This is a genomic window from Asaia bogorensis NBRC 16594 (assembly GCF_001547995.1).
Taxonomy (GTDB): domain Bacteria; phylum Pseudomonadota; class Alphaproteobacteria; order Acetobacterales; family Acetobacteraceae; genus Asaia; species Asaia bogorensis.
In genome coordinates this window covers 725,294-750,976 of the sequence record NZ_AP014690.1, presented here as the reverse complement: position 1 = coordinate 750,976, position 25,683 = coordinate 725,294, and the positions used below count along the sequence as shown (strand labels likewise).

27 protein-coding genes and 1 other RNA gene are annotated in these 25,683 nt (G+C 59.8%); 11 read left to right on the top strand and 17 right to left on the bottom strand.

Annotated features, from left to right (window positions below; translation table 11 throughout):
• Positions 1-12: 12 nt before the first annotated feature.
• From pstB to Asbog_RS03330, 4 genes are all read right to left on the bottom strand, one after another.
• Positions 13-819, bottom strand: coding sequence for a phosphate ABC transporter ATP-binding protein PstB (gene pstB / locus Asbog_RS03345; protein WP_062164086.1), 807 nt, complete (start codon positions 817-819; stop codon positions 13-15).
• A gap of 19 nt (positions 820-838) precedes the next feature.
• Complete coding sequence (pstA, locus tag Asbog_RS03340; RefSeq protein ID WP_062164085.1) at positions 839-1,708, bottom strand: phosphate ABC transporter permease PstA; 870 nt, start codon at positions 1,706-1,708, stop codon at positions 839-841.
• On the bottom strand, positions 1,705-2,679 hold the full coding sequence (gene pstC, locus Asbog_RS03335) for a phosphate ABC transporter permease subunit PstC (protein ID WP_023979060.1): 975 nt from the start codon (positions 2,677-2,679) through the stop codon (positions 1,705-1,707). Before pstC ends, pstA begins: the two co-directional genes overlap by 4 nt.
• 137 nt (positions 2,680-2,816) lie before the next feature.
• Positions 2,817-3,755, bottom strand: a complete 939-nt coding sequence (locus Asbog_RS03330; protein ID WP_062164084.1) for a glycosyltransferase family 2 protein — start codon at positions 3,753-3,755, stop codon at positions 2,817-2,819.
• Between the two features lie 150 nt (positions 3,756-3,905).
• Between Asbog_RS03330 and Asbog_RS03325 the strand changes: the two genes are divergently transcribed.
• Positions 3,906-6,410, top strand: coding sequence for a glycosyltransferase family 2 protein (locus Asbog_RS03325; RefSeq protein WP_062164083.1), 2,505 nt, complete (start codon positions 3,906-3,908; stop codon positions 6,408-6,410).
• Between the two features lie 82 nt (positions 6,411-6,492).
• Here the strand turns inward: Asbog_RS03325 and Asbog_RS03320 are convergent, their stop codons facing one another.
• Complete coding sequence (locus Asbog_RS03320; RefSeq protein ID WP_051395895.1) at positions 6,493-7,704, bottom strand: MFS transporter; 1,212 nt, start codon at positions 7,702-7,704, stop codon at positions 6,493-6,495.
• A gap of 50 nt (positions 7,705-7,754) precedes the next feature.
• Between Asbog_RS03320 and Asbog_RS03315 the strand changes: the two genes are divergently transcribed.
• The 3 genes from Asbog_RS03315 to Asbog_RS03305 all read left to right on the top strand — a co-directional run bounded on the left by Asbog_RS03315 (position 7,755) and on the right by Asbog_RS03305 (position 10,629).
• Positions 7,755-8,132, top strand: a complete 378-nt coding sequence (locus tag Asbog_RS03315) for an AtzH-like domain-containing protein (protein ID WP_062165689.1) — start codon at positions 7,755-7,757, stop codon at positions 8,130-8,132.
• A gap of 231 nt (positions 8,133-8,363) precedes the next feature.
• The gene (gene dps, locus Asbog_RS03310) at positions 8,364-8,900 is read left to right on the top strand and encodes a DNA starvation/stationary phase protection protein Dps (RefSeq protein ID WP_023979065.1); all 537 of its coding nucleotides are present in this window, start codon (positions 8,364-8,366) and stop codon (positions 8,898-8,900) included.
• A 298-nt stretch (positions 8,901-9,198) separates the two neighbouring features.
• Complete coding sequence (locus tag Asbog_RS03305) at positions 9,199-10,629, top strand: hypothetical protein (protein WP_062164082.1); 1,431 nt, start codon at positions 9,199-9,201, stop codon at positions 10,627-10,629.
• 125 nt (positions 10,630-10,754) lie between these two features.
• Here the strand turns inward: Asbog_RS03305 and Asbog_RS03300 are convergent, their stop codons facing one another.
• The 4 genes from Asbog_RS03300 to ahpC form a co-directional block, all read right to left on the bottom strand.
• A complete protein-coding gene (locus Asbog_RS03300; RefSeq protein ID WP_062164081.1) occupies positions 10,755-11,738 on the bottom strand; it encodes an aldo/keto reductase in 984 nt (327 codons plus the stop codon).
• Between the two features lie 58 nt (positions 11,739-11,796).
• Positions 11,797-12,909, bottom strand: coding sequence for a DNA topoisomerase IB (locus Asbog_RS03295; RefSeq protein ID WP_023979068.1), 1,113 nt, complete (start codon positions 12,907-12,909; stop codon positions 11,797-11,799).
• 139 nt (positions 12,910-13,048) lie between these two features.
• A complete protein-coding gene (ahpF, locus tag Asbog_RS03290) occupies positions 13,049-14,608 on the bottom strand; it encodes an alkyl hydroperoxide reductase subunit F (protein WP_062164080.1) in 1,560 nt (519 codons plus the stop codon).
• Between the two features lie 83 nt (positions 14,609-14,691).
• Positions 14,692-15,255, bottom strand: a complete 564-nt coding sequence (gene ahpC, locus Asbog_RS03285) for an alkyl hydroperoxide reductase subunit C (RefSeq protein ID WP_023979070.1) — start codon at positions 15,253-15,255, stop codon at positions 14,692-14,694.
• Positions 15,256-15,398: 143 nt separating this feature from the next.
• Between ahpC and Asbog_RS03280 the strand changes: the two genes are divergently transcribed.
• Positions 15,399-16,340, top strand: coding sequence for a hydrogen peroxide-inducible genes activator (locus tag Asbog_RS03280; protein ID WP_062165688.1), 942 nt, complete (start codon positions 15,399-15,401; stop codon positions 16,338-16,340).
• A 111-nt stretch (positions 16,341-16,451) separates the two neighbouring features.
• On the opposite strand, the gene Asbog_RS03275 is transcribed toward Asbog_RS03280, so the two are convergent.
• Together Asbog_RS03275 and Asbog_RS03270 are read right to left on the bottom strand one after the other, a co-directional pair.
• The gene (locus tag Asbog_RS03275) at positions 16,452-17,081 is read right to left on the bottom strand and encodes a transglycosylase SLT domain-containing protein (RefSeq protein WP_062165687.1); all 630 of its coding nucleotides are present in this window, start codon (positions 17,079-17,081) and stop codon (positions 16,452-16,454) included.
• Positions 17,082-17,698: 617 nt separating this feature from the next.
• Positions 17,699-17,911 (bottom strand): hypothetical protein, encoded by a 213-nt coding sequence (locus Asbog_RS03270; RefSeq protein ID WP_062164079.1) that lies wholly within the window; start codon positions 17,909-17,911, stop codon positions 17,699-17,701.
• Positions 17,912-18,089: 178 nt separating this feature from the next.
• Here Asbog_RS03270 and Asbog_RS03265 point away from each other — a divergent pair, with 178 nt between their 5' ends.
• Positions 18,090-18,467 (top strand): hypothetical protein, encoded by a 378-nt coding sequence (locus tag Asbog_RS03265; protein WP_062164078.1) that lies wholly within the window; start codon positions 18,090-18,092, stop codon positions 18,465-18,467.
• Between the two features lie 103 nt (positions 18,468-18,570).
• On the opposite strand, the gene Asbog_RS03260 is transcribed toward Asbog_RS03265, so the two are convergent.
• Together Asbog_RS03260 and thyX are read right to left on the bottom strand one after the other, a co-directional pair.
• The gene (locus Asbog_RS03260; protein WP_062164077.1) at positions 18,571-18,816 is read right to left on the bottom strand and encodes a hypothetical protein; all 246 of its coding nucleotides are present in this window, start codon (positions 18,814-18,816) and stop codon (positions 18,571-18,573) included.
• Between the two features lie 4 nt (positions 18,817-18,820).
• Entirely contained in the window at positions 18,821-19,729 is a 909-nt protein-coding gene (thyX, locus tag Asbog_RS03255) for an FAD-dependent thymidylate synthase (protein WP_062164076.1), read from the bottom strand.
• Between the two features lie 171 nt (positions 19,730-19,900).
• Between thyX and ssrA the strand changes: the two genes are divergently transcribed.
• Positions 19,901-20,233: a transfer-messenger RNA gene (gene ssrA, locus Asbog_RS03250) on the top strand.
• 250 nt (positions 20,234-20,483) lie between these two features.
• Entirely contained in the window at positions 20,484-21,008 is a 525-nt protein-coding gene (locus Asbog_RS03245; RefSeq protein ID WP_062164075.1) for an SspB family protein, read from the top strand.
• A gap of 107 nt (positions 21,009-21,115) precedes the next feature.
• On the opposite strand, the gene Asbog_RS03240 is transcribed toward Asbog_RS03245, so the two are convergent.
• The gene (locus tag Asbog_RS03240; protein WP_231944648.1) at positions 21,116-21,646 is read right to left on the bottom strand and encodes a TetR/AcrR family transcriptional regulator; all 531 of its coding nucleotides are present in this window, start codon (positions 21,644-21,646) and stop codon (positions 21,116-21,118) included.
• A gap of 104 nt (positions 21,647-21,750) precedes the next feature.
• Here Asbog_RS03240 and Asbog_RS03235 point away from each other — a divergent pair, with 104 nt between their 5' ends.
• The 3 genes from Asbog_RS03235 to Asbog_RS03225 are packed head-to-tail and all read left to right on the top strand — an operon-like array spanning position 21,751 to position 23,879.
• On the top strand, positions 21,751-22,317 hold the full coding sequence (locus Asbog_RS03235) for a hydrolase (RefSeq protein ID WP_062164073.1): 567 nt from the start codon (positions 21,751-21,753) through the stop codon (positions 22,315-22,317).
• Complete coding sequence (locus Asbog_RS03230) at positions 22,314-23,453, top strand: AbrB family transcriptional regulator (protein ID WP_062164072.1); 1,140 nt, start codon at positions 22,314-22,316, stop codon at positions 23,451-23,453. Before Asbog_RS03235 ends, Asbog_RS03230 begins: the two co-directional genes overlap by 4 nt.
• 33 nt (positions 23,454-23,486) lie before the next feature.
• Positions 23,487-23,879 carry a VOC family protein gene (locus tag Asbog_RS03225; RefSeq protein WP_062164071.1) on the top strand — a complete coding sequence of 131 codons (393 nt, stop codon included), beginning with the start codon at positions 23,487-23,489 and terminating at the stop codon, positions 23,877-23,879.
• 81 nt (positions 23,880-23,960) lie between these two features.
• Here Asbog_RS03225 and Asbog_RS03220 read toward each other — a convergent pair whose 3' ends face one another.
• The 3 genes from Asbog_RS03220 to Asbog_RS03210 form a co-directional block, all read right to left on the bottom strand.
• A complete protein-coding gene (locus Asbog_RS03220) occupies positions 23,961-24,185 on the bottom strand; it encodes a hypothetical protein (RefSeq protein ID WP_023979083.1) in 225 nt (74 codons plus the stop codon).
• 151 nt (positions 24,186-24,336) lie between these two features.
• The gene (locus tag Asbog_RS03215) at positions 24,337-24,963 is read right to left on the bottom strand and encodes a YceI family protein (protein ID WP_231944647.1); all 627 of its coding nucleotides are present in this window, start codon (positions 24,961-24,963) and stop codon (positions 24,337-24,339) included.
• On the bottom strand, positions 24,960-25,586 hold the full coding sequence (locus Asbog_RS03210; RefSeq protein ID WP_062164070.1) for a cytochrome b: 627 nt from the start codon (positions 25,584-25,586) through the stop codon (positions 24,960-24,962). The genes Asbog_RS03215 and Asbog_RS03210 overlap by 4 nt, the downstream gene beginning before the upstream one ends.
• Positions 25,587-25,683 lie beyond the last annotated feature (97 nt).

The following is a 25,683-nucleotide window of genomic DNA, read 5'->3' as shown; positions in this document are numbered from 1 at the left end:
CTTGGGGAAAACTTAACCGAAACGCCCGGTGATATAATCCTGAGTCTGCTTCTGACGCGGATTGGTGAACATCCGGTCAGCGCTGTCCATCTCGATCAGGGAGCCGAGATAGAAGAACGCGACCTGATCCGCGCAGCGTGCCGCCTGCTGCATGTTATGCGTCACGATAGCGATGGTGAAATCCTGCTTGAGCTCGTCAAGAAGCTCCTCGATACGCGCGGTCGAAATCGGGTCCAGCGCCGAAGTCGGCTCATCGAGCAATAGCACTTCGGGTTTGGTCGCAATGCTGCGGGCAATGCACAGACGCTGCTGCTGCCCACCCGACATGCCCGCTGCGGGCTCTTTCAGACGATCGCGCACTTCCTTCCACAAGGCCACGCGCGTCAGCACGTCCTCAACACGCGCATCCATTTCCGTGCGCGAGAGCTTCTCATGCAGGCGCACACCGAAAGCGATGTTGTCATAGATCGACATCGGAAACGGGGTGGGCTTCTGAAACACCATGCCGATACGCGAGCGCAGCATGTTCAGGTCGAGCGCCGGATCGAGAATATCGGCTCCATCGAACAGGACCGATCCTGTTGCCTTCTGCCCCGGATACAGATCGTACATCCGGTTGAAGATACGCAGCAGCGTGGACTTGCCGCAGCCGGAAGGGCCGATCATGGCCGTTACGTTCTGCTTGCGAAAATCCATCGTGATGGATTTCAGGGCCTGTTTCTCGCCGTAGTAAAAATCGAGTTCGCGCACGGCCAGAGCCGCCTCCGGTGTGGCCGGAGCGGACGATGTATGGGGGAAATCCTGCAGGGCTTCGCTCATGAGCGTGTCGTCCTCTTGCTTATGACTGTTTACTGCGGAAGCCGAACCGCACGATGATATTGATACCCAGAACGCCAAGCGTCACCAGAAGCGCTCCCGTCCAAGCCAGACGGACCCAGTCATCATAGGATGCGCCAGCATACTGGTAGATGGCGATGGGAAGGCTCGCCATGGGCTTGTTGAGACTGAACGACCAGTTCTGGTTACCAAGCGAAGTGAAAAGAAGGGGCGCGGTCTCACCGCTCACGCGGGCAAGCGCAAGCAGGATGCCCGTCAGAACGCCCGGTGCTGCCGAACGCAGGCACAGGAAGAGCACAACGCGCCAATGAGCCGCCCCAAGGGCCGAGCCAGCCTCACGCATGGCCACGGGCACGAGGCGCAACATATCCTCGGTCGTGCGCACGATGATCGGCACAGCCAGAATGGCCAGCGCCACCGATCCGGCGAGCCCGGAGAAGTGGCCGAAAGGGGCCACAAGTACGAGATAGACGAACAGCCCGATCAGAATGGACGGCGCCGAAAGCAGAACGTCGGAGACGAAGCGCACCGACATCGCGAATTTCGAGCCGCTGCCGAACTCTGAAAGATAGATCCCGCAGCCAAGACCGACGGGTGTTGCGATGATGAGCGCCACTGCTGTCTGAATCAGGCTGCCGAGAATGGCATTGGCCAGACCGCCATTGCTGCCCGGCGGCCCCATGGGATGAAGCAATGCCGCCAGAGACAGCCCTGCAAGACCGTTCCAGAGCAAAGTCCAGAGAATGGAAACCAGCGCCAGCACGAGTATGCCCGTTGCGGCAAGACTCATGACAGTCGCCAGACGGTCCATCACGAGGCGCTGTGTAGCGCGCGGGTCCTTGCGCCATCCCGCTCCCATAGTCTTGCTCATGCCCGTTTCTCCCGCAGCAGCCAGCGTGCAATGGCAAGCGTGGTGAAGGACAGCAGCATCAGGATGAAACCCAGAGCCAGAAGCGAGGAGAGCTTGAGGCTGCCTGCCGCACTCTCAGGGAATTCGAGCGCGACAAGAGAGGCCACCGTATTGCGTGGTGCAAACAGTGACCAGCCAATCGTATTGGCATTGCCGATGACGAAGGTGACCGCCATGGTCTCACCGAGGGCTCGCCCCATGCCGAGCACCACACCACCAATCATACCGGCGCGCGACCAGGGCACGATCACCCGGCGCATGACCTCCCAGCGTGTGGCGCCCAGCCCGTAGGCGCTTTCCTTGAGCATGGGCGGCATGACCGCAAACACGTCACGCATCACGGCCGTCACGAAGGGTGTGATCATGACAGCCAGAACGAGCCCGCCCGTCAGCAGGCCATAACCGAACGGTGCGCCATGCACGAGCCAGCGTATGCCAGGCACATGGCCGAAATGATGCCGGAAGAAAGGCTGCACATGCTGCGCCATGAAGGGCACGACAATGAAGAAGCCCCACATGCCGAAGATGATCGAGGGCACCGCGGCGAGAAGCTGCACGGCAGTCCCGACCACACCGGCCACCATGGGCGGGGCAATATTGGTCAGCCAGAATGCTGCCCCGAAGGCCAGCGGCACACCGATCAGGATGGCGATAAGCGTCGAGCCGATCGTGCCGAATACAGGAGCCAGGGCACCGTATTCATTGGTGACGGGGTTCCATACATCGTGAAAGGCAAAGCCTGCACCGAAGGTGCTGAAGGCCTTGCTGCCTCCCATAGCCATGGTCAGAACAAGCCCGCCCAACGATACGAGCACCAGCAGGGCGCACGCCCCCACCAGCAGCCGGAAGAGACGATCGCCCTTCCAGAACGGGGTTTTCCGGGCTTCCTGGAGCGGTGCAGGCTGGGTCCGCGGCGCGGCAGCACTAGTCATACGGTCGTTGCGTCCTGGCTCAAACAAGGCGGTGACAGAGGTCAAAGGCATCTTCTGCCAGTCTGTCGTGTAGCTTTCCAGCCCCTGTGAGACAACAAGCCTGTTCATGGCAGGCCTGTGAATATTTCATGACAGAGTCAGAAGCTGCGCCCCTCAGCCCAGCCGTGAAGCAGATAATGCATCAACGGGCCGGGTGCCCAACCCCGCACGTCGGGCTGGGCGTCTTCATAGGCAGCGGCTGACCAGGGGCGGGTCATGCTTGCATCCTGAAACAGGATCGGCCCATTTTCGACATGCGTTGGCAGCGAGGACGCCGATTTCGCCCATGGAACATACGCCTGGAGCAACCCGTCATACCGGGACAGAAAATGCCGCTCATCCTCCAGAAGAACACCGATAAGATGACGCCCCGGCAAATTTGGGGTCGCGGCGTACCGCATCAGAGCCGGTCGGTCATCCGGATCGAGAAGTGAATTCGAGAGCTTGAGACGAGCGCGACGCTGCATCTCTCCATAATCGTGATTATGCCAGTGCAGATAGGTAAAGCGTGTGAGCGCAAAGCCCGGTGCGCGCATCGATGTCGGGTTGTGCTGGCCGTTATCGACGACACCAACGCTGCGTGACGGCAAAAACCCCTTGTAGAATCCCGTATCGACAGCAAACCACCCGCTACGCGCCGGCACATTGAACAGCGATGTAGCAATACGGAGGGCACGCGTCTCGCCAAGATGATACGCAAACTCACGCTGGATGACTGAAGGTTCTGTGGAGAGCCCCTCATTCCCCACCACGGCAAGAAACTCGTCGCAATCGACGGGAAGCGCGAAGTCATAAGGCGCGCCACGGTCCCACTCGCGTATCTGTTCGGCGAAATGCAGACCCTTGCCGTGGAAATCACCCGGGTCATCGCAGTCGCGTCGTACCGTGACACCACATCGTTCAGCCTGCGTCAGCAGATGAAGGGTCAAGGGGTCACGCGACCCGTTATCGAAGATCGTGAGGTTGGAAAACCCAAACACCCGCCCGTAATAGGACAGCCACGCCATAAGCATGGCGCCTTCGTCACGCTGCATCATCAGGACGCGAATTCTTGGAGCGAATGTAATGAAATATCTCCTGGACGGACAAAGCGGGGCATTTACCTAGCCATAACGCCGTATCTGCGGCATTGCTGACGCCAACGACCGGGATAAGGTCAACGATGCGACTGGCAAGAGAAACAGATCATGAAAACTGCCCCAGCCAACAGCCCCTTTATTGGTTATTGCGAAGGGCTCCAGAAGGAGACCCTGATTGGTTGGGCCGTCAACCGGCTTGATCCTTCAACGCCGGTGCGTCTTCATATCCTGATCGACGGGCAGGAAATCACGCAGATCCTGGCCGACCAGTCCCGCAGCGACGTTCAGAATGCTCTGCGGACACCTCACGACAGACTGGGTTTCACCTTCTCCATTCCTGCAAAATTCATGGACGGCGCGCAGCATGATTTGTCCATTCGCCTCCAGGACCGAACTTCTTTACCGATAAAGAACGATTCTTTACCTGAAGGAAGGGATTTAGTCTATAGATTTACTCTGGAATCCAGACCTGAATACACAAGCTGCGTCGATGGCATCAAGCAAGGCTCTCTCAAGGGCTGGATCCTGCAAAAGATGCCGACAGACGCAGACTGGCGCGGTGACTGCATTGTTTCGGTAACAGCCAATAATGTCCTGGTCGCCCAGGTGCGTGCCGATCGCTATCGTGGCGACGTTGCTGCCGCTGTGGGCTGCAATCCGAATTGCGGGTTCGAAATTCCCATCCCGCAGCGCTTTCGCGGCTCTTCGCCAAGAAGCTTTTCGGTCAAAGTCATGCCTGAGGGGGAACACCTCATGGGCAGCCCGTTCACAAGCTCGATTGCCGATGACGCGCTTGAAACGCGTCTTCTCGATATTGCCGAGACAATCGACCGCCTGCACCGCGAGCTGACCAAGCTGCGCACCGAGATACGCGCTGCCATCCCCCAGGCAGGATATAATCTTGGCAATTATGACCGCTGGGCCTCGCTCTATTATCCGGCCCTGCGCGAGCGCACAGCGCTCCTGCGCGTCAAGGCCCCGCTTGCAGATGAACCGCTGATCAGCATCCTTTGTCCCACTTACAAGCCTCTGAAGGCAGACTATGTCACCGCCATCAACTCGGTCCTGAACCAGACCTATCGCAACTGGGAACTTCTCCTGATTGATGACGGCATGGTCTGCCCCCAGACGACAGCGCTGATGGAGGAATATGCCGCCAAGGACAGCCGTATCCGCGTTCTCCCGCTTGCGGAAAACCAGGGAATTTCCGGCGCTACCAATGCTGGCATGGAAGCTGCCAGGGGCGCCTACACAGTGTTTTTCGACCATGACGACATGCTGGTCGATGTCGCGCTTGAAGTCATGCTGCGCAAGGCACAGGAGAGCAATGCGCTCATCATCTATTCAGATGAGGACAAGGTTGATCTGGCCAATAACTGGCAATCCCCCAATTTCAAGCCTGATTTCAACTACCGCTATCTGCTGGGCTGCAACTATATCTGCCATCTCACGATGGTTGAAACCGCGACCATGCGCGCCATTGGCCCGCTGCGCGCCGAATATGATGGTGCGCAGGATCACGATTTCATGCTGCGTGCCTGTGAAACCGTTCCTCATGATCGCATCGCCCATGTGTCAGAGCTGCTCTATCACTGGCGCATGACGCCCAATTCGACCGCGGTGACGGTGGGCAACAAGAATTACGCGATCGCCGCCGGGGTGAAGGCCGTCTCGGACCATCTGACACGTCGGGGCTTCTCGGCCGATGTCTCGTCCATCAATGGCCTTACCCTTTACCGGGTGGACTGGCGGCTCGATGCCGCCCCCAGTGTCTCGATCATCATCCCGTTCAAGGATCAGATCGACATTACGCGCCGCTGCCTGGAAACCCTGCTGGAACGCACGGATTATCCGGATTTCGAGATTGTCCTGATCAATAACTGGTCAGTCACGCCCGAGGCACATGCCTTCATGCGTGAGTTCGATGACCAACCCAATATCCGCTTTCTGACAGTGGAAGAGCCTTTCAACTATTCGAGGCTCAACAACCTTGCCGCGGCCGGATGCCGGTCCGACTATCTTGTGTTCATGAACAATGATGTGTTCGTCGAACACCCCAACTGGCTGCGCCTGATGATGAATGAAGCGCTGGCCGATACGGGCGTCGCCGCCGTTGGGGCGCGCCTGCTCTATCCCAACCAGACCATACAACATGCCGGTGTCGTGGTTGGCCCTGCTGGTGTCGGGGCCCATGCCCATCGCGGCTGCGGCCCTGAGGATTACGGCTATATCGGTCGTATCCTGCTTAGCCATGAGGTCACGGCGGTCACCGCCGCCTGCATGCTCGTGAAGCGCTCGGTTTTCGAGGAGGTCGGGCAGTTCGACGAGACCCATCTGAAGATCGCCTATAACGATGTCGATCTTTGCCTCAGGATCCGGGCGGCCGGTCATCGCATCATCTATTGTGCCGAGGCACTGGCCTGGCACCATGAGAGCATCTCACGCGGCTCGGATGATGTGCCGGAGCAGGAAGCGCGCTTCTTCGAGGAAGGGCAGGTCATGCAGCAGCGCTGGGCCGGACACCCACTCTATGAACGCGACCCCGCCTATCCGCGCTTCTTCACCGTCGATCTCCAGCCCTTCTTCGATCTGGTCGATCCCCAGCGCACCTGATCGGGACTACCCGCATGAAGGGCTCGCGCCCGTGACAAGGCGCTTGCCCGCGAGAGAGGGTGTTCCCCTCTCCCGCCCCGGCTCACACGCGGGGTATGTTGTTCTTCTTGGTTCTGAATTCGTCGGCAATGCTCAGCACATAGATGCCAAACCCGCCAAGCGAAAGCGCGAGCCCCACCCAGCCGACTGACGTCCAGCCAAGCCCAGCTGAGATGGCAAGTCCACCCAGCCAGGGGCCGACTGCGTTGGCGATGTTGAAAGCACTCTGGTTCAGTGCGGCGGCGAGGCCTTCCGCGCCAACCGCCACAGTCAGCAAGCGCGCCTGTACCACAGTGGCAAGACCGCCGCTGGCACCGATCATGAACACGTTGATGGCCAGAGGCACGAATTTATGCGCAGCCTCAGGAAAGCCCGCCATCGATGCCGCCCCCATGAGCAGCACACCCGCAAGGGTTGGCATCATCTTGTGATCGGCAAGCCAGGCACAGACCAGCGTGCCGATTGTCATGCCCACACCGAAAACCGCCAGCATGATCGGCACATAGGATTCCGGCACCTGCGTGACGTTGATCATGATTGAGGCGAGATAGGTATAGACGCAGAACACGCTGCCGAAGCCCACCGCACCGATGGCAAGCGTCAGCCAGACCTGTCGCAGCTTGAGCGCCGTGAATTCGTTGAGAATACTGGCGTCCTTGCGCGGCGCATCCTTGGGAGCAAAGATACTCAGCAGAACGGCAGTGCACAGCGCCAGAAAGGCAATGAGGGCGAAAGCCCAGCGCCAGCCGACAATCTGACCGATACCATTCGCCAGCGGCACACCACCGATGGTGGCAATGGTCAGGCCCAGAATGACACGGCCCACAGCCTGGGAGCGCTTGTTAGGCGGCACGAGTGATGAAGCCAGAATGCCGGCAATGCCGAAATAGGCGCCATGCGGCAGACCACTGATAAACCGGCAGGCCAGAAACAGCAGATAGTTCGGTGCGATCGCACTGACACCATTACCGATCATGTAAAGCAGCATCATGCTGATCAACATGGTGCGTCGGCTGATCCCGGCGCTGAAAAGGGCAATGGTCGGTGCCCCGACGCACACACCTGCCGCATAGAGCACGATGGCATGACCCGCTTCGGGATCGGTCACCCCAAAGCTGTGGGCAATCATGGGCACGAGGCTCATGGCGGCAAATTCTGCCGTGCCGATTGCAAAGGCCCCGAGCCCAAGACTAAAAAATATGATGCGAATGTCGCGCATCGACCGAGCCAGATCGCCAGATCCCAAGCTGCTCATGCCACCCTCAGCCAGTATGAAGAATGATTCCCGTGAATAAGGGCGCGCCCATGGACCTTACCGCATACCCCGAGACGATTTCTGCCCTTACCCTAGCTTCGGACCAATACGAAGAGGCTCTGGCGCAAAATGATGTCACCGCCCTTGATGCGTTGTTCAGCAATCAACCGAACGTGATCCGCCTCGGCGCGACTGAAAACCTTTTCGGACCAGAAGAAATCGCTGCGTTCCGCCGTGAACGCACAGATGGCGCTCCCCCCCGTGAACGCCTGCGCCGCGACATCATTTCTCTCGGTGCCGATGCCGGTTGTGTCACCATCCTGTTTCGCAATCTGCATAACGGGCGCATCGGTCGCCAAAGCCAGACCTGGATCAGGCAGGACGCGGCGTGGAAGGTCATTGTCGCGCATGTCTCGTTTCTCGCGTGACCGGCCTGCGTCACAGCATTGAGTATTCGAGGTATGAGAGACGGGGCCTTGTTCAGAAAGCAACAGGGATGACCGTGACTGAAGACCGCGTCCCTCACACCATGATGAACTATTCGACATGAATAAGAGCCCCAGTTTGACGAGGCTTTAGCGCAACCGGCTCCCCTCAGGCACGTTTGGAGATCATCGCTTTGCGCGAATGTCCGACATCAAACTTGTTAGGGTAGATCAATGACCACGAAACACGCGATGCATACGACCCAGAATGCTCTGAAGTCCAACGCCAAGACCGTGTCGATTGAAACGCTCAATGCCCGCCTTGCCGATCTGATCGATCTGGCGCTGATCACGAAGCAGGCACACTGGAACCTCAAGGGGCCGCAGTTCATCGGCGTTCACGAAATGCTCGACGGCTTCCGTGACAGCGTTGACGATCTCGTGGACAAGGTTGCCGAACGCGCCGTGCAGCTCGGTGGCACTGCCTATGGCACAGTGCAGGACGTCTCGAAGAATTCGGCCTGCACACCCTACCCCACTGACGTTTACAAGATCGCCGATCATATCTCCGCCCTGATCGACCGCTACGCAACGGTTGCAAACAATGTGCGCGAGTCCATCGACGTGACGGACGAAGCCGGCGATGCCGACACGGCTGATCTTTTCACAGAAGCGTCGCGTGCGCTCGACAAGCATCTGTGGTTCCTCGAAGCCCATACGCAGGAGCCGACGGGCGAGATGCGCGATGGCGACCATAAGGGCGCACGATAAGTCCTGCCTGTCTTCCTGACAGGAAGAAATGATAAGAGCCCCATCGTAAGCGCTACGATGGGGCTTTTTCATGACTGATCAGTCAGATTCGAGACAGAATCCGCCTTATGCTGCTGTGAACACAGCGATTATCGATCGGAGACCAACCGTTATTTTATCGTTTTATAAGATTTAACGGTTATATCGAGTTTCTTACTAAGAAAAATCTTAAAATAACGTAACTGGCATAGTCATCTAGCAATCTTTAACGGCACAACCCTTCTAGCGCCCCCGGGCTTTTCATAGAGGGTGAACCGTTTTGAGCATTGTCACGATTGTTGGCACATCAGGTACAGCTATTCAGGTCACTGTCGGGGGCGGCAAGGCACAGACCCTCGCTCAGACTTATGCCCAGCAGATGTCCGATGTTTATAAACGTAACGATCTCAAAACAGTTCTCGTGACCGACTCTACCGCCCGAACAATCACCACGGGCAATACGCTGCTTGAAGGCTTCGTCACTACCGGTGGCAGCTTTGCGCCTCTTGGCACCTACGATTTCATCGGTGTGGGTGGATGGGCCGGGAACGGCACCCAGTCAGGCGAGACATTGCTGAATGAGCGTGTGACGATAGACGGTAGCGGTGTGACGCCAACGACGACCCTCTCGGTCCTGGGCGGTAGCACGGCAGGCCTGACCTATGAGGCTGGCAGCGGCAACGGCAGCTTCCTCGGCCTCTCCGGCGACAACTATTTTAACGGAAACAGCCAGAGCGCCAGCTGGACCATCCTTACCGGCGCCGGCAACGATACCATCCTCGCGACCAACGGCATAAACACCATCGATGCCGGAACCGGCCGCAACGTTATCCAGCTTCAGCAGGGCACGAACTATGTCGCCTCCGAAGGGCAGGACACGATAACAGGTCAGGAAGGCGGCAGAACCGTTCTGACGCTGACTGGCGGCAACGCCCTGGTCACTCTGGGCAGCAACAGCTTCGTGAGCGACGAGGCGACGATTGGCAGCCATATCACGATAGGTGATGACAGCACTGTCCAGGCGGGCCAAGGCTCGACCATTGTCTTTTCAGGCAAGAATGGCACAATCTCCGGGGTGCATAACGATACGGTCTCGGCGCTCGGCAATCTCACGGCCCTAAACGGTAGCGCGCAGACCCTCAGCGTGAACGGCGCACTCCAGTTCATTGCAGGTACTGGCGCAACCCGGATCACTGCCGATCAGGCCACGCTATGGGGTGCCGATGGTCTGAACGCCAATATTGACGTGAACAAGACATCGCTCTGGACCGGTAACCAGTCCGGCAGCAGCAGCGCCGAGATGATCAACGCTTCGTCATCGAAGGGATCGTTCGAGGCCTGGACCGGCGCAGGGCAACAGACGATCATTGGCAGCGAGGCCTCGGATCATTTCGTGTTCGGCACCCGTTACAGCGGCAATGAGGGCGAGACCTACGCCACGGTGACAGGCGGCAATGTGGCGGCAAACACCTTTGGCGTGCTGGCCGGCCACACGGCAGGTGACATCACGATCACAGATTTCTCGGCTGTCAGTGGCAACAAATTCTTTATGTATAATTACAAGCCGGCGGATGCCGAGGCTGCTGCGAAGGAGTTGCTGGCCACGGCCACAGTGTCAGGAGGCAACACCGCCATCATGCTTGATAACAACATGAAGGTGACCTTCATGGGTGTAACCGATCTGAAAGCCAGCAGCCTCGATATCAGCTAATCCAACCCCGGCTGACGACCGGAGGACGGCTCCACGTCATCGCCTGCCAACGACGACGGGACGCGTGAACGATTACCGATCACCCACCCTGCCCTGTCCGTCACGCAGGGCGGGCGCGCGTTTGTTTAGCGATTGACCAAAGCCATATTGCTCTCATTGTAGCGCAGGCCGGTAACGGTCCCGGCGGTAAGCGCCTTGTCGAGCACCACCATATCCTCATCACCAAGACGCACGTCCAGTGCACCCAGATTCTCATCCAGATAGCTCTGCCGCTTCGTGCCTGGAATAGGCACGATGTCCTGTCCCTTTGCCAGCAACCACGCTAGAGCGATCTGGGCCGGTGTCGCGTCATGCTGGCTGGCAATCACACCCACAATCTCGGCTGCCTTCTGGTTCGCTGCAAAGGCTTCACCCTGAAAGCGCGGGTCAGTATGCCGGAAATCGGTCGCCGGATAGGATTCCGCGGGCTTCGCCGTCCCGGTCAGGAAGCCACGACCCAGCGGGCTGAACGGTACGAAACCAATCCCCAGTTCACGCAGGGTAGGCAGGATGTCCGTCTCTACATTACGCTCCCACAGCGAATATTCGCTCTGTACGGCTGTGACGGGATGCACGGCGTGAGCCTGCCTGATGGCCGTTGTGCCAGCCTCCGAGAGGCCGAAATGCAGAACCTTTCCCTCCTCGACGAGCCGTGCCACCGCGCCCGCCACATCGGCCATGGGCACGGCCGGGTCCACACGATGCTGATAAAGCAGGTCGATATGGTCGGTCTGCAGGCGTCGCAGTGACGCTTCGACCACTTCCCGGATATGATCGGGGCGACTATCGACGCCGCAGGATTTTCCATTGTCGATCTTGAAGCCGAATTTTGTGGCGAGCTTTAGAGCACTGCGCCGTCCTGCCAGAGCGCGGCCCAGCAGCTCCTCATTCAAAAATGGCCCGTAGACCTCAGCCGTATCGAACAGGGTAATGCCACGCTCTATCGCGCGGTCGAGTGTGGCCAGGCTCTCGCGTTCATCGGCAGCACCGTAGGACTGGCTCATCCCCATACAGCCCAGCCCCAAAGCCGAGACGCGCAGCCCTGATGCTCCAAGAGCGCGATATTCCATAGACCGACCCCTTTACCTGCAAAACTTCCAATCCGGCAGACACAAAGCGGGGCGCGGGTCAGGGTTTCTTGCGAGACGATGGTCTTTTGGCAGGTTTGTCGAGCAAGCGGCTCAGATACCCCACCATGAGCGCCTCATCGGCGCTCAGGCTCGTGCGTGCGCTCTCCTGTTCCAGCAGGGTCTCAGCCTGACGGGCAAAGGCTTCGCGCAGGCTCCCATCAAGATAGCCGGTCAAAATCTGCGGATGGATATAACATTTGCGGCACACGGAAGGGGTGTTCCCCAGTTGGGACGCGACATGCTCGATCGTGCGCAGGATGTTTTTCTTGGCCCTGGCCCGGCTGTCGCTTGCCTCGAGGCTGGACAGCGTCAGCGCTGCCAGATGGGTCGCCGCCCAGGTCCGGAAATCCTTGGCAGTGATATCCTCTCCGCTGATTTCCTGCAGATAGGCGTTTACGTCCTGAGAGTGGATCTCGTGCGGTTCGCCCTCATCATCGAGATACTGAAACAGCTTTTGCCCGGGCAGATCCTGCAGCCGTGAAATCACGCGGACGAGTTTGGGGTCGCGCACGTCAAGATGTGCCTCGATCCCGTGTTTGCCCCTGAAGTCCAGCGCCAGCTTTCCTCCCTCGATATGCGCATGCCTGTGCCTGAGTGTCGTCAGGCCAAAGCTGCGATTATCCCGGGCGTAGGTCTCGTTGCCGATACGCGCCATCGTGCGTTCCATAAGGCGCACCACGGCAGCCAGCACGCGCGCCCGGTTGAGGCTGGGATGTCTGAGGTCGTCATCCACGCGCTGTCGTATCAGAGGCAGCTTGTCGCCAAAGACCAGCATACGCGCAAATTTGTCCTCGTCACGGATCAGGCGCCATCTGGGGTGGTAGCGATATTGCAGCCGGTTCCGGCTATCCTTGCCCACCGCCTGCAGATGGCCCTTCGGGTTGGCGCAAATCCATACGTCCCGATAGGCAGGAGGAATTGCGAGCCCCTTGATGCGTGTGAGTTCTTCCGGGGCGGTGATACGATCTCCCGAAGGGTCGCGATAGAAAAACCCCTTACCCGCGCGGTGGCGGGTGATACCGGGGCCGGAGCGGTCCACATAGGTCAGGCGAGCGGACCGGGCATGTTGGCGCGCCTCTTGCTCGGCACTCGCTGTTGTCTGACTTTGCATGGCGCCCATTCTCCCGCTTCGCACGGGTTAGTCCCCGTGCATGGGTGGAGAAAAGCGCGACAGGGGCAGGAGGGTTCCCCCTCCTGCCCCTGTCTTGCAAGGGCACGGCCTGACCCGTGCCCGATTGTCCCCGCAGACGTTACTCGGCAGGCAGACGGATCAGATAGTCGAAGGCGGAAAGGGCGCTCTTCGCTCCCTCGCCCACGGCAATCACGATCTGCTTGTAGGGCGTCGTCGTCGCATCGCCTGCGGCAAATACGCCCGGAACAGAGGTTGCGCCGTGATCATCGACCTTGATCTCGCCGAAATCGTTCAGTGCCAGCGTATTGCGCAGCCACTCAGTATTGGGCAGCAGCCCGATCTGGACGAACACGCCTTCCAGCTCGATCCTGTGGTCCTTGCCATCGCCACCGCGATAGGTCAGGCCGTTCACCTTGTTACCGTCACCCTCAATGCGGCTCGTCAGCGCCTCGGTCAGAACCGTCACATTGGGCAGGCTGCGCAGCTTGTCCTGCAACACCTTGTCGGCCTTGAGCTTGGAGCTGCGCTGCAACAACGTGACATGACCGACGATACCCGCCAGATCGATGGCCGCCTCGACACCACTATTGCCGCCGCCAGCCACGGCAACACGCTTGCCCTTGTAGAACGGGCCATCGCAATGCGGGCAATAGGCCACACCCTTGGTGCGATACTGCTCCTCACCCGGCACACCCAGCTGACGCCAGTGAGCCCCTGTGGTCAGAATGACCGTGCGGCTGTGCAGGATCGCACCGCTCTCAAGCGCGATGCCATGAAGCCCACCCGGTCGCGCAGCGGGGAAGAGTTCCTTGGCACGCTGACCGGAGATGATCTCCACATCATAGCTGCGCACATGGGCTTCGAGTTGGGCGGAGAGCTTGGGTCCCTCGGTTTCCTTGATCGAGATGAAGTTCTCGATTCCGGCCGTGTCCATGACCTGACCACCGAAGCGGTCAGCCACAAGCCCCGTTCGCAGTCCCTTGCGTGCCGCGTAAATGGCGGCGGAGGCGCCGGCAGGGCCGCTGCCGATGATCAGCACATCGAAGGCGGGCATGTCCTTCAGACGCTCTGCCGCACGACGCGGGGCGTCGTCATCCAGCTTGGCAAGGATCTGGTTCACATCCATGCGGCCAGAGCCGAAGGCCATGCCATTCAGATAGACCTGCGGCACAGTCATGATGTTCTTCGATGCCACTTCCTCCTGGAACAGGGCACCGTCGATGGTCGTGACGTTGATGGCCGGGTTGATCACGCTCATGGCGTTCAGGGCCTGCACCACATCAGGGCAGTTCTGGCACGAGAGCGAGACGAAGATCTCGAAGCGGAACTCGCCTGCAAGCCCCTTGATCTGCTCGGCAATTGCCGGCTCGATCTTGGGCGGATGGCCACCCGCCTGAAGCAATGCCAGCACGAAGGAAGTGAATTCATGCCCCATCGGGATGGCCGCAAAATTCACGCCATGTCGGCTGTCGCCACGACGGATCAGGAAGGACGGACGACGCTCGCTGACACCGTCTTCCGAATAGGTCACTTTATCGGAAAGGGCAGCAACTTCCTGAAGGAGTTCACCCATCTCCCGCGCTTTCGCGCTCCCGTCGAGGGACGCTTCAAGCACGACCGGGTGGCCCAGATTGGCGAGATAGGTCGAAAGCTGTGACTTGATGGGGTCCTGCAACATCAGGCTGATCCTGCTCTTTCCGAAAAACTGCACCGGATGATTCCGGCGGGGTTGGCCCGGCATGAAAGCCGGGCCAGACGACCTCAGATCTTGCCGATCAGGTCGAGCGACGGGGACAGGGTGGCTTCACCCTCTTTCCACTTCGCAGGGCAGACTTCGCCCGGATGCGACGCCACATACTGGGCTGCGCGGATCTTCTCGATCAGCTCGGCAGCCGAGCGACCGACGCCACCCGAAGTGACCTCGATGTACTGGATCTTGCCTTCCGGATCGATCAGGAACGTGCCGCGATCGGCCATTCCGGCTTCCTCGATCATGACATCGAAGTTGCGGCTGATCGTACCCGTCGGGTCGGCCAGCATCACATACTTGATCTTGCCGATAGCCGGCGACGTGTCGTGCCATGCCTTGTGTGTGAAGTGCTTGTCGGTGGAGACCGAGTAGATCTCGACGCCAAGCTGCTTGAAGGTCTCGTAATTCTCGGCGAGGTCTTCAAGTTCGGTCGGGCAGACGAAGGTGAAGTCAGCGGGGTAGAAGAAGAAGACAGACCACTTCCCCTTCACATCAGCTTCAGACACCTTGATGAACTTGCCATCATGATAGGCGTCGGTCTCGAAAGGCTTCACGGTCGAATTGATGCGTGGCATGCGATATGCTCCCTTTTCACATCTCTGTTTGATGACGGGCTCGTTGTCCCACGAACACGAACGCCCCGGAAATCGTTTCTGTCAATGGCAGATATAGGCAAAACCGCTTTCACAAACCGGTCGCATTGGTCCTATCTATGAACATGACCTATATTCCTCTTTCCGGGCTTTCCCTGCGTGACATCGAGTATGTGGTGGCTGTCGATGATCTTCGCAATTTCTCGCGTGCCGCCGAACGATGCGGTGTCAGCCAGGCCGGATTGTCGGAGCAGGTCCGCAAGCTTGAAATGCTGCTCGATGTCACACTTTTCGAGCGCTCACGCCGCCATGTAGCCCCTACGCCCGATGGTATCCGGCTCATCGCCATGGGCCGCGAAGTTCTGGCGTCTGCACGCGCCATGATCGAGGCCGCCCGAGCCCGCACAGGTCCGCTGGAGGGATTGCTGCGCATTGGCGTCATCGCAACCCTGGGCCCTTATTATGTGCCGAGCCTTCTGCCCCTGTTGCGTCGGTCCTATCCGGAACTGAAATTGCAGCTGACCGAAAGTCTGACCAACACAATGCTGGCCCGCCTGCGCCAGAACGAGCTCGATCTCGTCTTTGCAGCCTTGCCCGTTTCGGGAGAGAGCTTCGAGACCGCGCCTCTGTTTGAGGAGCCCTTTCTGGCCGTGTTCCCTCGCACGCACCCATTGGCAGAGCGCGAAACACTCGGCATGCAGGATCTCGCGGGTGATCATGGCGAGAACGGCTTGCTACTGCTCGAAGATGGCCATTGTCTGCGCGACCAGGCGCTGGCTGTCTGCGGCATGATGCCCATGCGCGACCAGCAGCGCCTTGCCACCAGTCTGGAAATGCTCTGGCACATGATCGGTGCCGGCGAGGGCTATTCGCTCATTCCGCAACTTGCCCTGCGCAACCGTGCCGAATGGGACGAACTTGTGGTCACGCGCGCGCTTCCCTCGGCCAGCCGTCAGATCGGTCTCGTCTGGCGCAGTTCAGACCCGCGTGGCCCGGCTTTTCGCGAATTTGCGTCCTTCCTCAGCCATCATATCCCCGAAGGCTGCCGTCAGATTGGCGCTGCCTGAGACGGTCCGTGAAACGGCATGATATGTTTTGGAGAGTGTAAGGTCTGCCGCCTTCCGGCGGCAAGGCATCGAGCACGATGAGGTCGTTACTCTCGGTGACCTTGGCTCGGCCTAGAAAAGCCAGCTCCAGAATCCCTTGTCCTTGAGGTCGTTCTCACAGCTGGCATATTGCGCGGCATAGACGTTGGCCCGTGCACCTACCTTGCGCGCGACGGTCATGAGCCACCCCTTGCTGGCATAGGATCGCTTGCGGTACCCGCCCCAGCCCTCGTGATAGGCCAGATATTGCCGCATCCCATCCGTCACGGGCACGCGGTTCTGCTTGCGGGTGTTGGTTATGTACCAGTTGATGAAATCGAGCGAGTCGGCGAAATTCTCACGACTGGCGCTGGTATCGGTCGCCTTCTGATAGTCCTGCCAGATATCCGTCTTGGCCTGCGGGTACCCGTAAGCCGTGGTGACGTAGCCCCAGGGGATGAACCACAGAATGTAGGTGCGCTTCGTATGCAGGTTACTGTGGTACCCGGATTCCTGATACATGATCGCCATCGGAACGGAGAATGGCACATTCCATTTCTTCTCCTGACGCAGCGCCGCATGATACCAGCCCCGCTTTTCGTGAAAGACCGAGCAGATATCATCAGGATGAGCGGGCGGCGCGGGCGTACAGGCAGCGAGGCCCAAGGGCACGAGGCAACCGCCTGCGAGGCCAAGACGCCTCACCGATTTTCTGGACGACAAGATCGACACCACCCCTCGGAACCTGTTGCCACACCACGCCCCGACATGCCGTCCGGGCACTCATCTCATAGCACAAATTATGTCGGGCTTATGGTTGATCGGCTGGCACAGCACCATCGGCGGAATCGTCCGGTGCCGTGCAGTGCCCTTGGAGAGATGCTAACCCGATGGCCCTGACACTCCCTCATACAACGCAGAGACTTAAGCCCCTTACTATCGTATCAGGTAACGGGTCGAATGGGGCGGCGGCGGCCCCCCCTCGTGATCTCGTGAACTGGACCGGGCTCAAGAACAGGCGTGCAGCAATGTCTGATCTCCTAGAACGTATGGCAGCAAGCCGCGAAGCCAAAGCAGAGCAGCTGGAAAGCCTCATCTCGGGCGGGAGAAACCCAGAGAGATTTGATACCTCCTAAGCAAAGCCCCTGCCCTGACCGACGACATCAGGAGCTTCAACGCCCTGTCCATCTTCATGACGCGGCGAAACCATCCGCCTCCTTACGCTGAGGTTCGGGTTCTGGGATCTGAAGTATGAGGCCTGACCTTCGCATCTGCCTCGACAACGAACCACTGCTTCCCGATCAGTCTGAGCCGAGAAGCCGGGAGGCTCACTCAGCGGTTCAGCGCTCCGTCGTGACGCCGCGCCATTCATCACGGGGGATGAGCGAGAGATCAGCGGCGCAGCTTCCCACCATGTAGCGATCAGCGTCCCAGGACCAGATTTCAGGGGCGTTTCGGGGCTCCTCGCCGCCATAGGTGGGAAGCGAGGATGTCAGGCCAACCGCGCCCGTCTTGATTGCCTCGTACAGGCTGTCCAGTGTCGGATACATCATGGGATTTTGCCTCCTTATCGAGCCTTCTTGTTCATCCCCGGTATTGTTTTCCGGTTTGGATGCAGAACCAGCAGCAGGCTTCGGGGTTTCGGTCAGACCCTCTGCGGAATCCCTCACTTTTCCGACAGCGTCACATAGGGGGATCGTCGCACGCCACCCTTGAGCAGTAATGAAAACCATGACCAGAGACCCTGCTTCCACGAACCCAGCCTCCGCCCATGACACCGTTCATTCTGAAGGCCAGAAGAGCAAGGCCGAGCGCGATGAAGCCGAGCGGCAACGTCGGCTCGGGCTGCTGATCGACCGGTTACCCGCACGCCTCGCCAAAACCGTGCGCTGGCTGCTCGCGCCGTCCCGGATCTGGATCCGTATACCGGCGGGGCTTCTCTTCATGGTCGGTGGCTGCCTGGCTTTCCTGCCCGTCCTTGGCGTCTGGATGTTGCCTCTGGGCTTTTTTCTGCTGGCGGAAGATATCCCTCTTCTGCGTCGATGGAGCGGCAGACTTCTCGCCTGGATCGAGCATCGTCATCCCGGCTGGATGGGGCTCAATTCCTGATTGACGCCGTGCCGACGCAGTCAGAGTGGGACGTTCATTCCGCGCAGGGATCATGAGATTGTCCAGCCATCGGCAGGCGCGTAGCCCGGTGGCCGGAATAAACTCAGTGCGTCGGGCTACCCGCTGGCGCCGGTACGGGATTGGTACGCACACAAGCCGTCTGCGCCTTTGCAGAAGGATCGCAGAGCGGCAGTTTCTCAGCGGCGGGAATGGGCCAGAACAGCCTAATGCCAAGCGAGATCAGCACCAGAACAAGCGCAACGATTGCCCAGGGCATGATCGAGGGGAGTTTGCGCGGCGGATCGGGGTCAGGCACCCCGTCCTTCATGATGCGATGCAGATCATTCACCGGGTCAGCCCTTCACCAGAACGGCCTGCATTTCGTCCCATTCGCGCTTGCTCAGCCCTGAATCGGCCTGTGTCACAGTCTCACCGGCCAGCTGGCGCTGCAGCACGGCAATCATGCCTGCCGAGAAGGTGAACGCACCCAGTCGGTAGTCCTCGAAGGCCGATGCCGTGATGGGCACCCAGGCACGCAGGATATCGAGCATCGCCTCGGCATAGACCCGGATCTCATACTGCGCGTGGCTGTCAGCACGCAGGCTCAGGAAGTGCAGCAGATTGTGGAGGTCGATCTTCCAGTACCACTGCGTGTAGGTGTTGAGCGTGAGGTTCATGCGCGCAAGCTCACGCGCCAGACCATAGCCCTCGGGGTCGAGCATCGTCTCGTAATTGTCGTAGCAGCGCGAGGCGTCCTGACGCAGCAGGTCCAGCACCTCGGCGGCCTTGTCGGGCGAAAGCGCCTCGGCACGACCCTGACGGTTGGAAACGCTCTGGGCCGAAACCTGCTCGGGATCGGGCAGATAGAACTCGCGGTCGAGAATTGAATAACGCGCCGAATATTCGTTCACGTTCGCCATACGATGGCGAATCCACTGGCGCGCCACGAATACCGGCAGCTTCACGTGGAACTTGATCTCGCACATCTCGAACGGCGTCGAATGACGATGACGCATCAGATACCGGATCAACCCGGTATCCTCGGACACCTTCTTGGTGCCGCGCCCATAGGACACGCGCGCAGCCTGTACCACCGCGCCATCATCGCCCATGTAATCGACCACACGAACGAAACCATGGTCGAGCAGCTCGATCGGATTGAAGAGAATCGCCTCTAGGGCAGGCACGGTCGGCCGGCTCGTCTGAGAGGGCGTAAGGCGGGAGGCGTCGATCTCGGCGCGTTGTTCTGGTGTCAGTGGCATAGGCCGAGGCTTACCACAGGAATACCGGCTTAGACACCAGCACTTCGCCTTGCGAGACAATTTGTCCGCTTCCGACACCCCTACATATCAGGCGCCATCAGGAAACGGGCACTCATGGTTCATCACGATTCAACCGGCTTGGTGTGACGCGCGGAATGCGGCGGCAAACCACCCCTTGCCGGGCGCACAGCAACACCCTATATGCATCGGTGCCGGAGGGCTTGCCCTTGGCTATGGCGATAAACGGTAAGTGGAATAATCGTTACGGACCCGGGGGCAGTGCCCGGCGTCTCCACCATTCCTTCCCGAGGGCTTTGCCCGACGGAAAGTTAGGGGACGAAACAGGCTCGACGTGCGTGGTAAAGACTTATCTTTTGCCCGGCATTGTACCGCCGTTATCGGGCTAAATCACAAGTGCCAATGATAACACAAAGGTGCTCGCTGTCGCTGCATAAGCGATAAGCGCGGTTCGGGAGGGCACCGGGCAACAGAAGCCCTCCCACTTTTCAAACCAATATGAATTCCACACGGCAAATCCCGAGGCCAGCTTTGCCTGAGCTGTCGTCGTTCGGGCTTTCGGGTGTCGCGCGCTCCCGCAGGAAGCGTCCTATGATGCGACAGGGCCACACCATGCAGTCGGGGCGGGTTCAGCCTGAGCATGGGTGAAATACCACGTCTCCCCGCAAGGCCTTGCCATCCCGCATGAAACGTCGCATCCCTGCGTGATCAGTTTTCGCAAGATGGATCTTCCAGAATGAATGATGATCAGGGTGACGGCATGGATCACGAACTGCCAGAAAGCCTGCTGCCTTACGATGAGTGGGTTGAAGACGCCTATCGCGAAGTCATGCTGCGTGCTCTCGATTACGCGGGCGCCGAAGGGCTGCCGGGCGAGCATCATTTCTATCTCACCTTTCTGACCGATTATCCGGGCGTCATCATTCCCGATCGTCTGCGTGCTCAATACCCGCATGACATGACAATCGTGCTGCAACACCAGTTCTGGGATCTCAAGGTAGATCGCGATGCCATGACGGTATCCGTCGGCCTCTCCTTCGGGGGGATCGGCAGCGTTCTGGTCATTCCGTTCGCCGCCATCACGGCCTTCGCCGACCCGCATATCCGTATGGCCCTGCGCTTCACGGTTGCACCGGGCGAAATGGCCGCTGAAACCGAAGAACCCGAGGCCGAGCCCGAGGAGGCCGAAGCCACCCATCGGGCGGCCAGCGAGGATGGCCAGGTTGTCAGTCTCGACGCCTTCCGCAAGCGCCCTCACTGAACGCGGCTACCGCACTCTGACGACACCACCCCCAAAAGGGCGCCCTCGCGGCGTCCTTTTGTTTCCCAGTCGTTTTGGCCGGCACGGCGGCAAACCCGGCTTGTCCTTCAAGCCGCGTTCACAAGCCCCAGAACGAGCTTTTCCATTTCCATCCTGACATCCTTGTCGGCCTCGCTCCTGACCAGTTGAGGGGCGAGTTTGAGGAGGTGCAGCAGCACGACACCACGTGCAGGGGCGCTGGCTTGCGCTTCGGGTTCTGCCTTCTCCAGAATACGCACCACGCGGCCCTGGAACTGGGCACGCCACTGCGCCGTGTGGTGCTCGGCGTCGGGTCGGGCTGCCAGAAGCAGTGTCGTGTAATCGCGCTCTTCGCGCTTATCCAGCCAGACATCGAGCAGCGCACGGGCCAGTTCTTCCCCCGCTCCGGGCCGGACGGTCTCGCCAAGCCGGTCGAGCACGGCAAGGCGGTCATGGATGAACCGCTCAAGAAGCGTCGCGGCAATACTCTCCTTGGTGGGAAAGAACCGGTAGAGCGACCCGATGGCCGTGCCCGAGCGCGCGGCGATCTCGGTCATGGTCGTCCCATCGACCCCTTTTTCGGCAAAAACCGCCCCGGCAGCATCAAGGATACGCGCCACTCTCTCGCGCCCGCGCTGCCTCTTGGGCGCAATTGCGTTTGACTTATGCGAGGATTCCCTCGCATAAGTAGCGGGTGACGTTTCCATCAGAGAAGGGTTCTCCCATGCTTGCTCTCGATCCCAAGACAACGGCGCTCGTGCTGATCGATCTTCAGAAAGGCATATTAAGTATGCCCGTCACCCCCCATACGGGCCAAGAGGTTCTGTCGCGCAACATGAAACTTGCGGAGCAGGCCCGTCAGGCCGGTGCCCCGGTCATTCTGGTGCATGTCGGCTTCGCCCCGGATTTTGCCGATGCGCCGCCCCAAAACGTGGATAAGCCTCTCGCCTCCTCCAGCCCCCTACCCGCAGACTGGAGCGACTTTGCCCCGGACCTCCAGCAGCCCGATGATCTTGTCGTGCTCAAGAAGCAATGGGGCGCCTTCACAGGAACCGATCTGGATCTGCAACTCCGCCGCCGGGGCATCCGGACGATCATTCTGGCCGGTATCGCCACGAATTTTGGCGTGGAATCGACCCTGCGTCACGCCTGGGAACTCGACTATGATGTGGTCGTGCCCGAGGATGCCTGCACCTCGCTCAATGCCGATCTGCACAGCATGGCGGTAACCCATGTCTTTCCGCGCCTGTGCCAGGTCACACGCAGCGACGAGATCGCGTTCGACGCATGAAAGATAGGGCGTCGCTCTGGCTGGGGCTGATTGCCCTTTCCGCTTTGCTGGGTGGCGGGCTCACCCTGCTGGGCCTGCCTGCTGCCCTGCTGATCGGCGCGATGGTCGCGGCCATTGCTGTGGCCGTTTCGGGCCGTGTCATCCCGTTGCACCGCACGCTGCCTGTTGTCGCTCAGGCGGTCATCGGGCAGCTCATGGCGCATAGCCTGACCCTTGGCGTTCTGCGCGAGATCCTGTCGCAATGGAGTATCTTCCTGGGCGGGGTGTTCTCGGTCATCGTCATGAGCTTTGCCCTCGGCTGGGTGCTGGCGCGCTTGCGCGTCATGCCCGGCAGTACGGCCCTGTGGGGTGCCTCTCCGGGGGCTGCCACGGCCATGCTGCTGCTTTGCGAGGCCTACGGTGCCGATCAGAGGCTTGTGGCCTTCATGGTGTATCTGCGCGTGTTGCTGGTAACGCTCACCACATCGATCATTGCCCATATCACCGGTTCGCACCGCCCTATGCCGCATGATGCCAGCACCTCTCACGCCAGCCTGACCAGTCAGGCCGGGATGCCGGAAACAGCCCTTCACCTGATCGGCCATGAAGCCGCAACGCTGTGGCCCTGCCTCGCCGTCATTGCCTGCGCGGTTCTGCTGGCGCGTTTCGTCCGTCATGGTGCCGCGCCTTTGCTGCTGAGCATGGCGGGCGGGGTTATCTTTCAGGCTGGTTTCGGCGTGCATTACGCCCTGCCCCATTTCCTGCTCGTCCCGAGCTATATGGTGATTGGCTGGATGGTCGGGCGACGCTTCACCCGCGATGTCATGCACCATGTCTGGCGCACCCTGCCCGCTGTCACGCTTTCGACGCTCATCCTGATTGGCGGTTGCGCCCTGCTCTCCTGGCCCCTTGCCCATATTGCCCATGTGGATGTGCTGAGCGCCTATCTGGCGACGAGCCCCGGCGGCGCTGACTCGATTGCCATTATCGCAGCCTCGACACCCATCAACATGCCCTTCGTCATGGCCATGCAGGTGGCGCGCTTTCTGTCTCTGCTGGTGATTGCGCCGCGCATTGCAACAACACTGGCCCGGTTTCTGCCCCGTGACCCCGATGCTGTCTCTAGTCAGACGGCCCGGAACACTGATAGTGCTTGATATACGCCCCCGCCAGCCGAGGTTCGATCCTTCATGCGCTTCACTGTTGATCGTCTAGACCATATCGTTCTTACGGTTCGTGACCGTGCACTCTCCGCCAACTGGTATCAGCGTGTCCTTGGGATGGAAATCGAGGAATACGGTCGCAATAACCGTGTCTCCCTGAGCTTCGGTGGCCAGAAGATCAACCTGCGCCCTATCGATTCAGAAGGCTGGACGACAGCGGAATCCGCTGCCCCGGGTGTCAGCGATCTGTGCTTCACCACCGCCATCGACTCGGAAAACATCATCCGTCATCTGGATAAATGCGGTGTGGCCGTCATTGAGGGACCTGTTACCCGTATCGGCGCCCTTGGGCCCATCACGTCTGTCTATATTCATGATCCTGACAGGAACCTGATCGAAATCGCTTCCTATCAGGGGTAAGGCGTTACCCTTCTCTCGGATCACGACCACACGTCCGGGCACTGGCCATTATCGACCACGCCCTGACCCGTGAGGCGTGCCTTACCAGTTCTTGCTGATCAGCCAGAACTCTTCCGAGGTAAGGGTCACAAGCCCACCACCCGGCAGGCTGGTCTCGGCAGCGGCGCTGGCCAGCGCTTCGATACGCTCGACCATGATCGTCTTGCGGACATGGGTTTCGGACTGTTCCTTCACCTGACCCAGCGCAGTGAGGGCGGATTTGGACGCCTTGGCGACACGCGCGGCATCGAGAGCAGCATAGGACATGGTTTACCTCCGTAAGAAACGTTCCGCCAATCTAGCGGAAAACAGCCATCACTCCACCCCCCGATACGGGGGTGGTTTTCCACGCTGACCTAGCGGGAAGGACATCGCGTCTGACGCGGGCAGCAGCAACCCGTTTAGAGGTACCGCGACATCAGCCCGCGCGATGCGCTGTCAGATCGAAAACCACCGACACCTCGAGCGCCACCCACTGCCCTGTTGACCACGGCCCCTGCCCCACGCCGAAGCGACTGCGCAGCAGATCGACATGGCCTTTCGCATGGGCGGTCTCCCCTGTGACCTCCAGGGTGAAGTCCAGCGTCACGGGTTGCGTGACACCGCGCAGGGTGAGTGTGCCGCTGGCCTGATACTGATCGCCCTGAACACGGCGGATTGCGTTCGATACAAAATGGGCTTTCGGGAACGTCGCTGTGTCGAACCAGTCCGATCCGGGCAGGGCCGTGTCACGTTGCCTATCGCCGGTTTGTGCACTGGCCAGATCGATTGTCATGTCGATCTGCCCTGTCTCAGGGTGGGCAGGGTCGAGCGCGATCTGGGGCTCATACTGCGTGAAACTTCCCGCAAACGGCGTCCCGGTCTGGGTTCCGGTAAAACCGAACCGGCTATGCGCCTTGTCCACCACCCAGCTTGTGGGCAGCCCCTTCGCAGAGGGGCCGGTGATATCCTGCGCACTGGCGAGCGTCGCCCCCGCCATGGGCACAAGAAATGAAAACAGGGCAATCATCTGCCGCACAGGCAAGGCGCGAAACTGAACATTCATCGACGGGATCTCCGCAGAAAATTCGGCAGCATGCGGGCAAGCACCTCATCATGCAGTACGAAATGGTGGCGCAGGGCCGCAAACCCATGCAGCACAATGAGCGCAATCAGCAGATAGGCCCCATAGGCATGGATCGCCGAGAAAACAGCCTCGACCGGCTTCTTGTCAGGCAGTGATGAGAGCCATGGCAGATCCGGCCAGGGGATGACGCCAAACAAGACGGTCGGGATGGCAAACACCGAACTCGACACAACAGCCCAGCCCGTAAGCGGCAGCCCGACCATCTCGGCATACAGGGCAAGATGGGCCAGCCCTGCAAGACGCCTCTCGCCCGGCGCCATATCCGGGGGTAGAGGCGGTGGCGGGCGAACGAACCGCCACATCAGGCGCAGACAGGCGGCGATCAGGATCGTGATGCCAATCGATTTATGCAGCTGATACAGGGCAAACAGTCTGGATGGGCCGAGCGTGGCATGGACCATGACCAGCCCGATGCCGATCAGCGTGAGGATACCAAGAGCCATGACCCAGTGAAGCGTTACGGCAACCGGGTCATAGCGCCGCATGGGCCCCGCCCCGTCTGCGGGGCGGCTTGTGCTTAGCGGTGCGTCGCGACGAGTCATCTTCTTTTTACCCAACTGACCTGACCCATGCCGGCGTCATGCCGTCCGATCGGGGATCGGCACCGATCCACTCCAAAGGGCCCGGATGTCCCGGGCC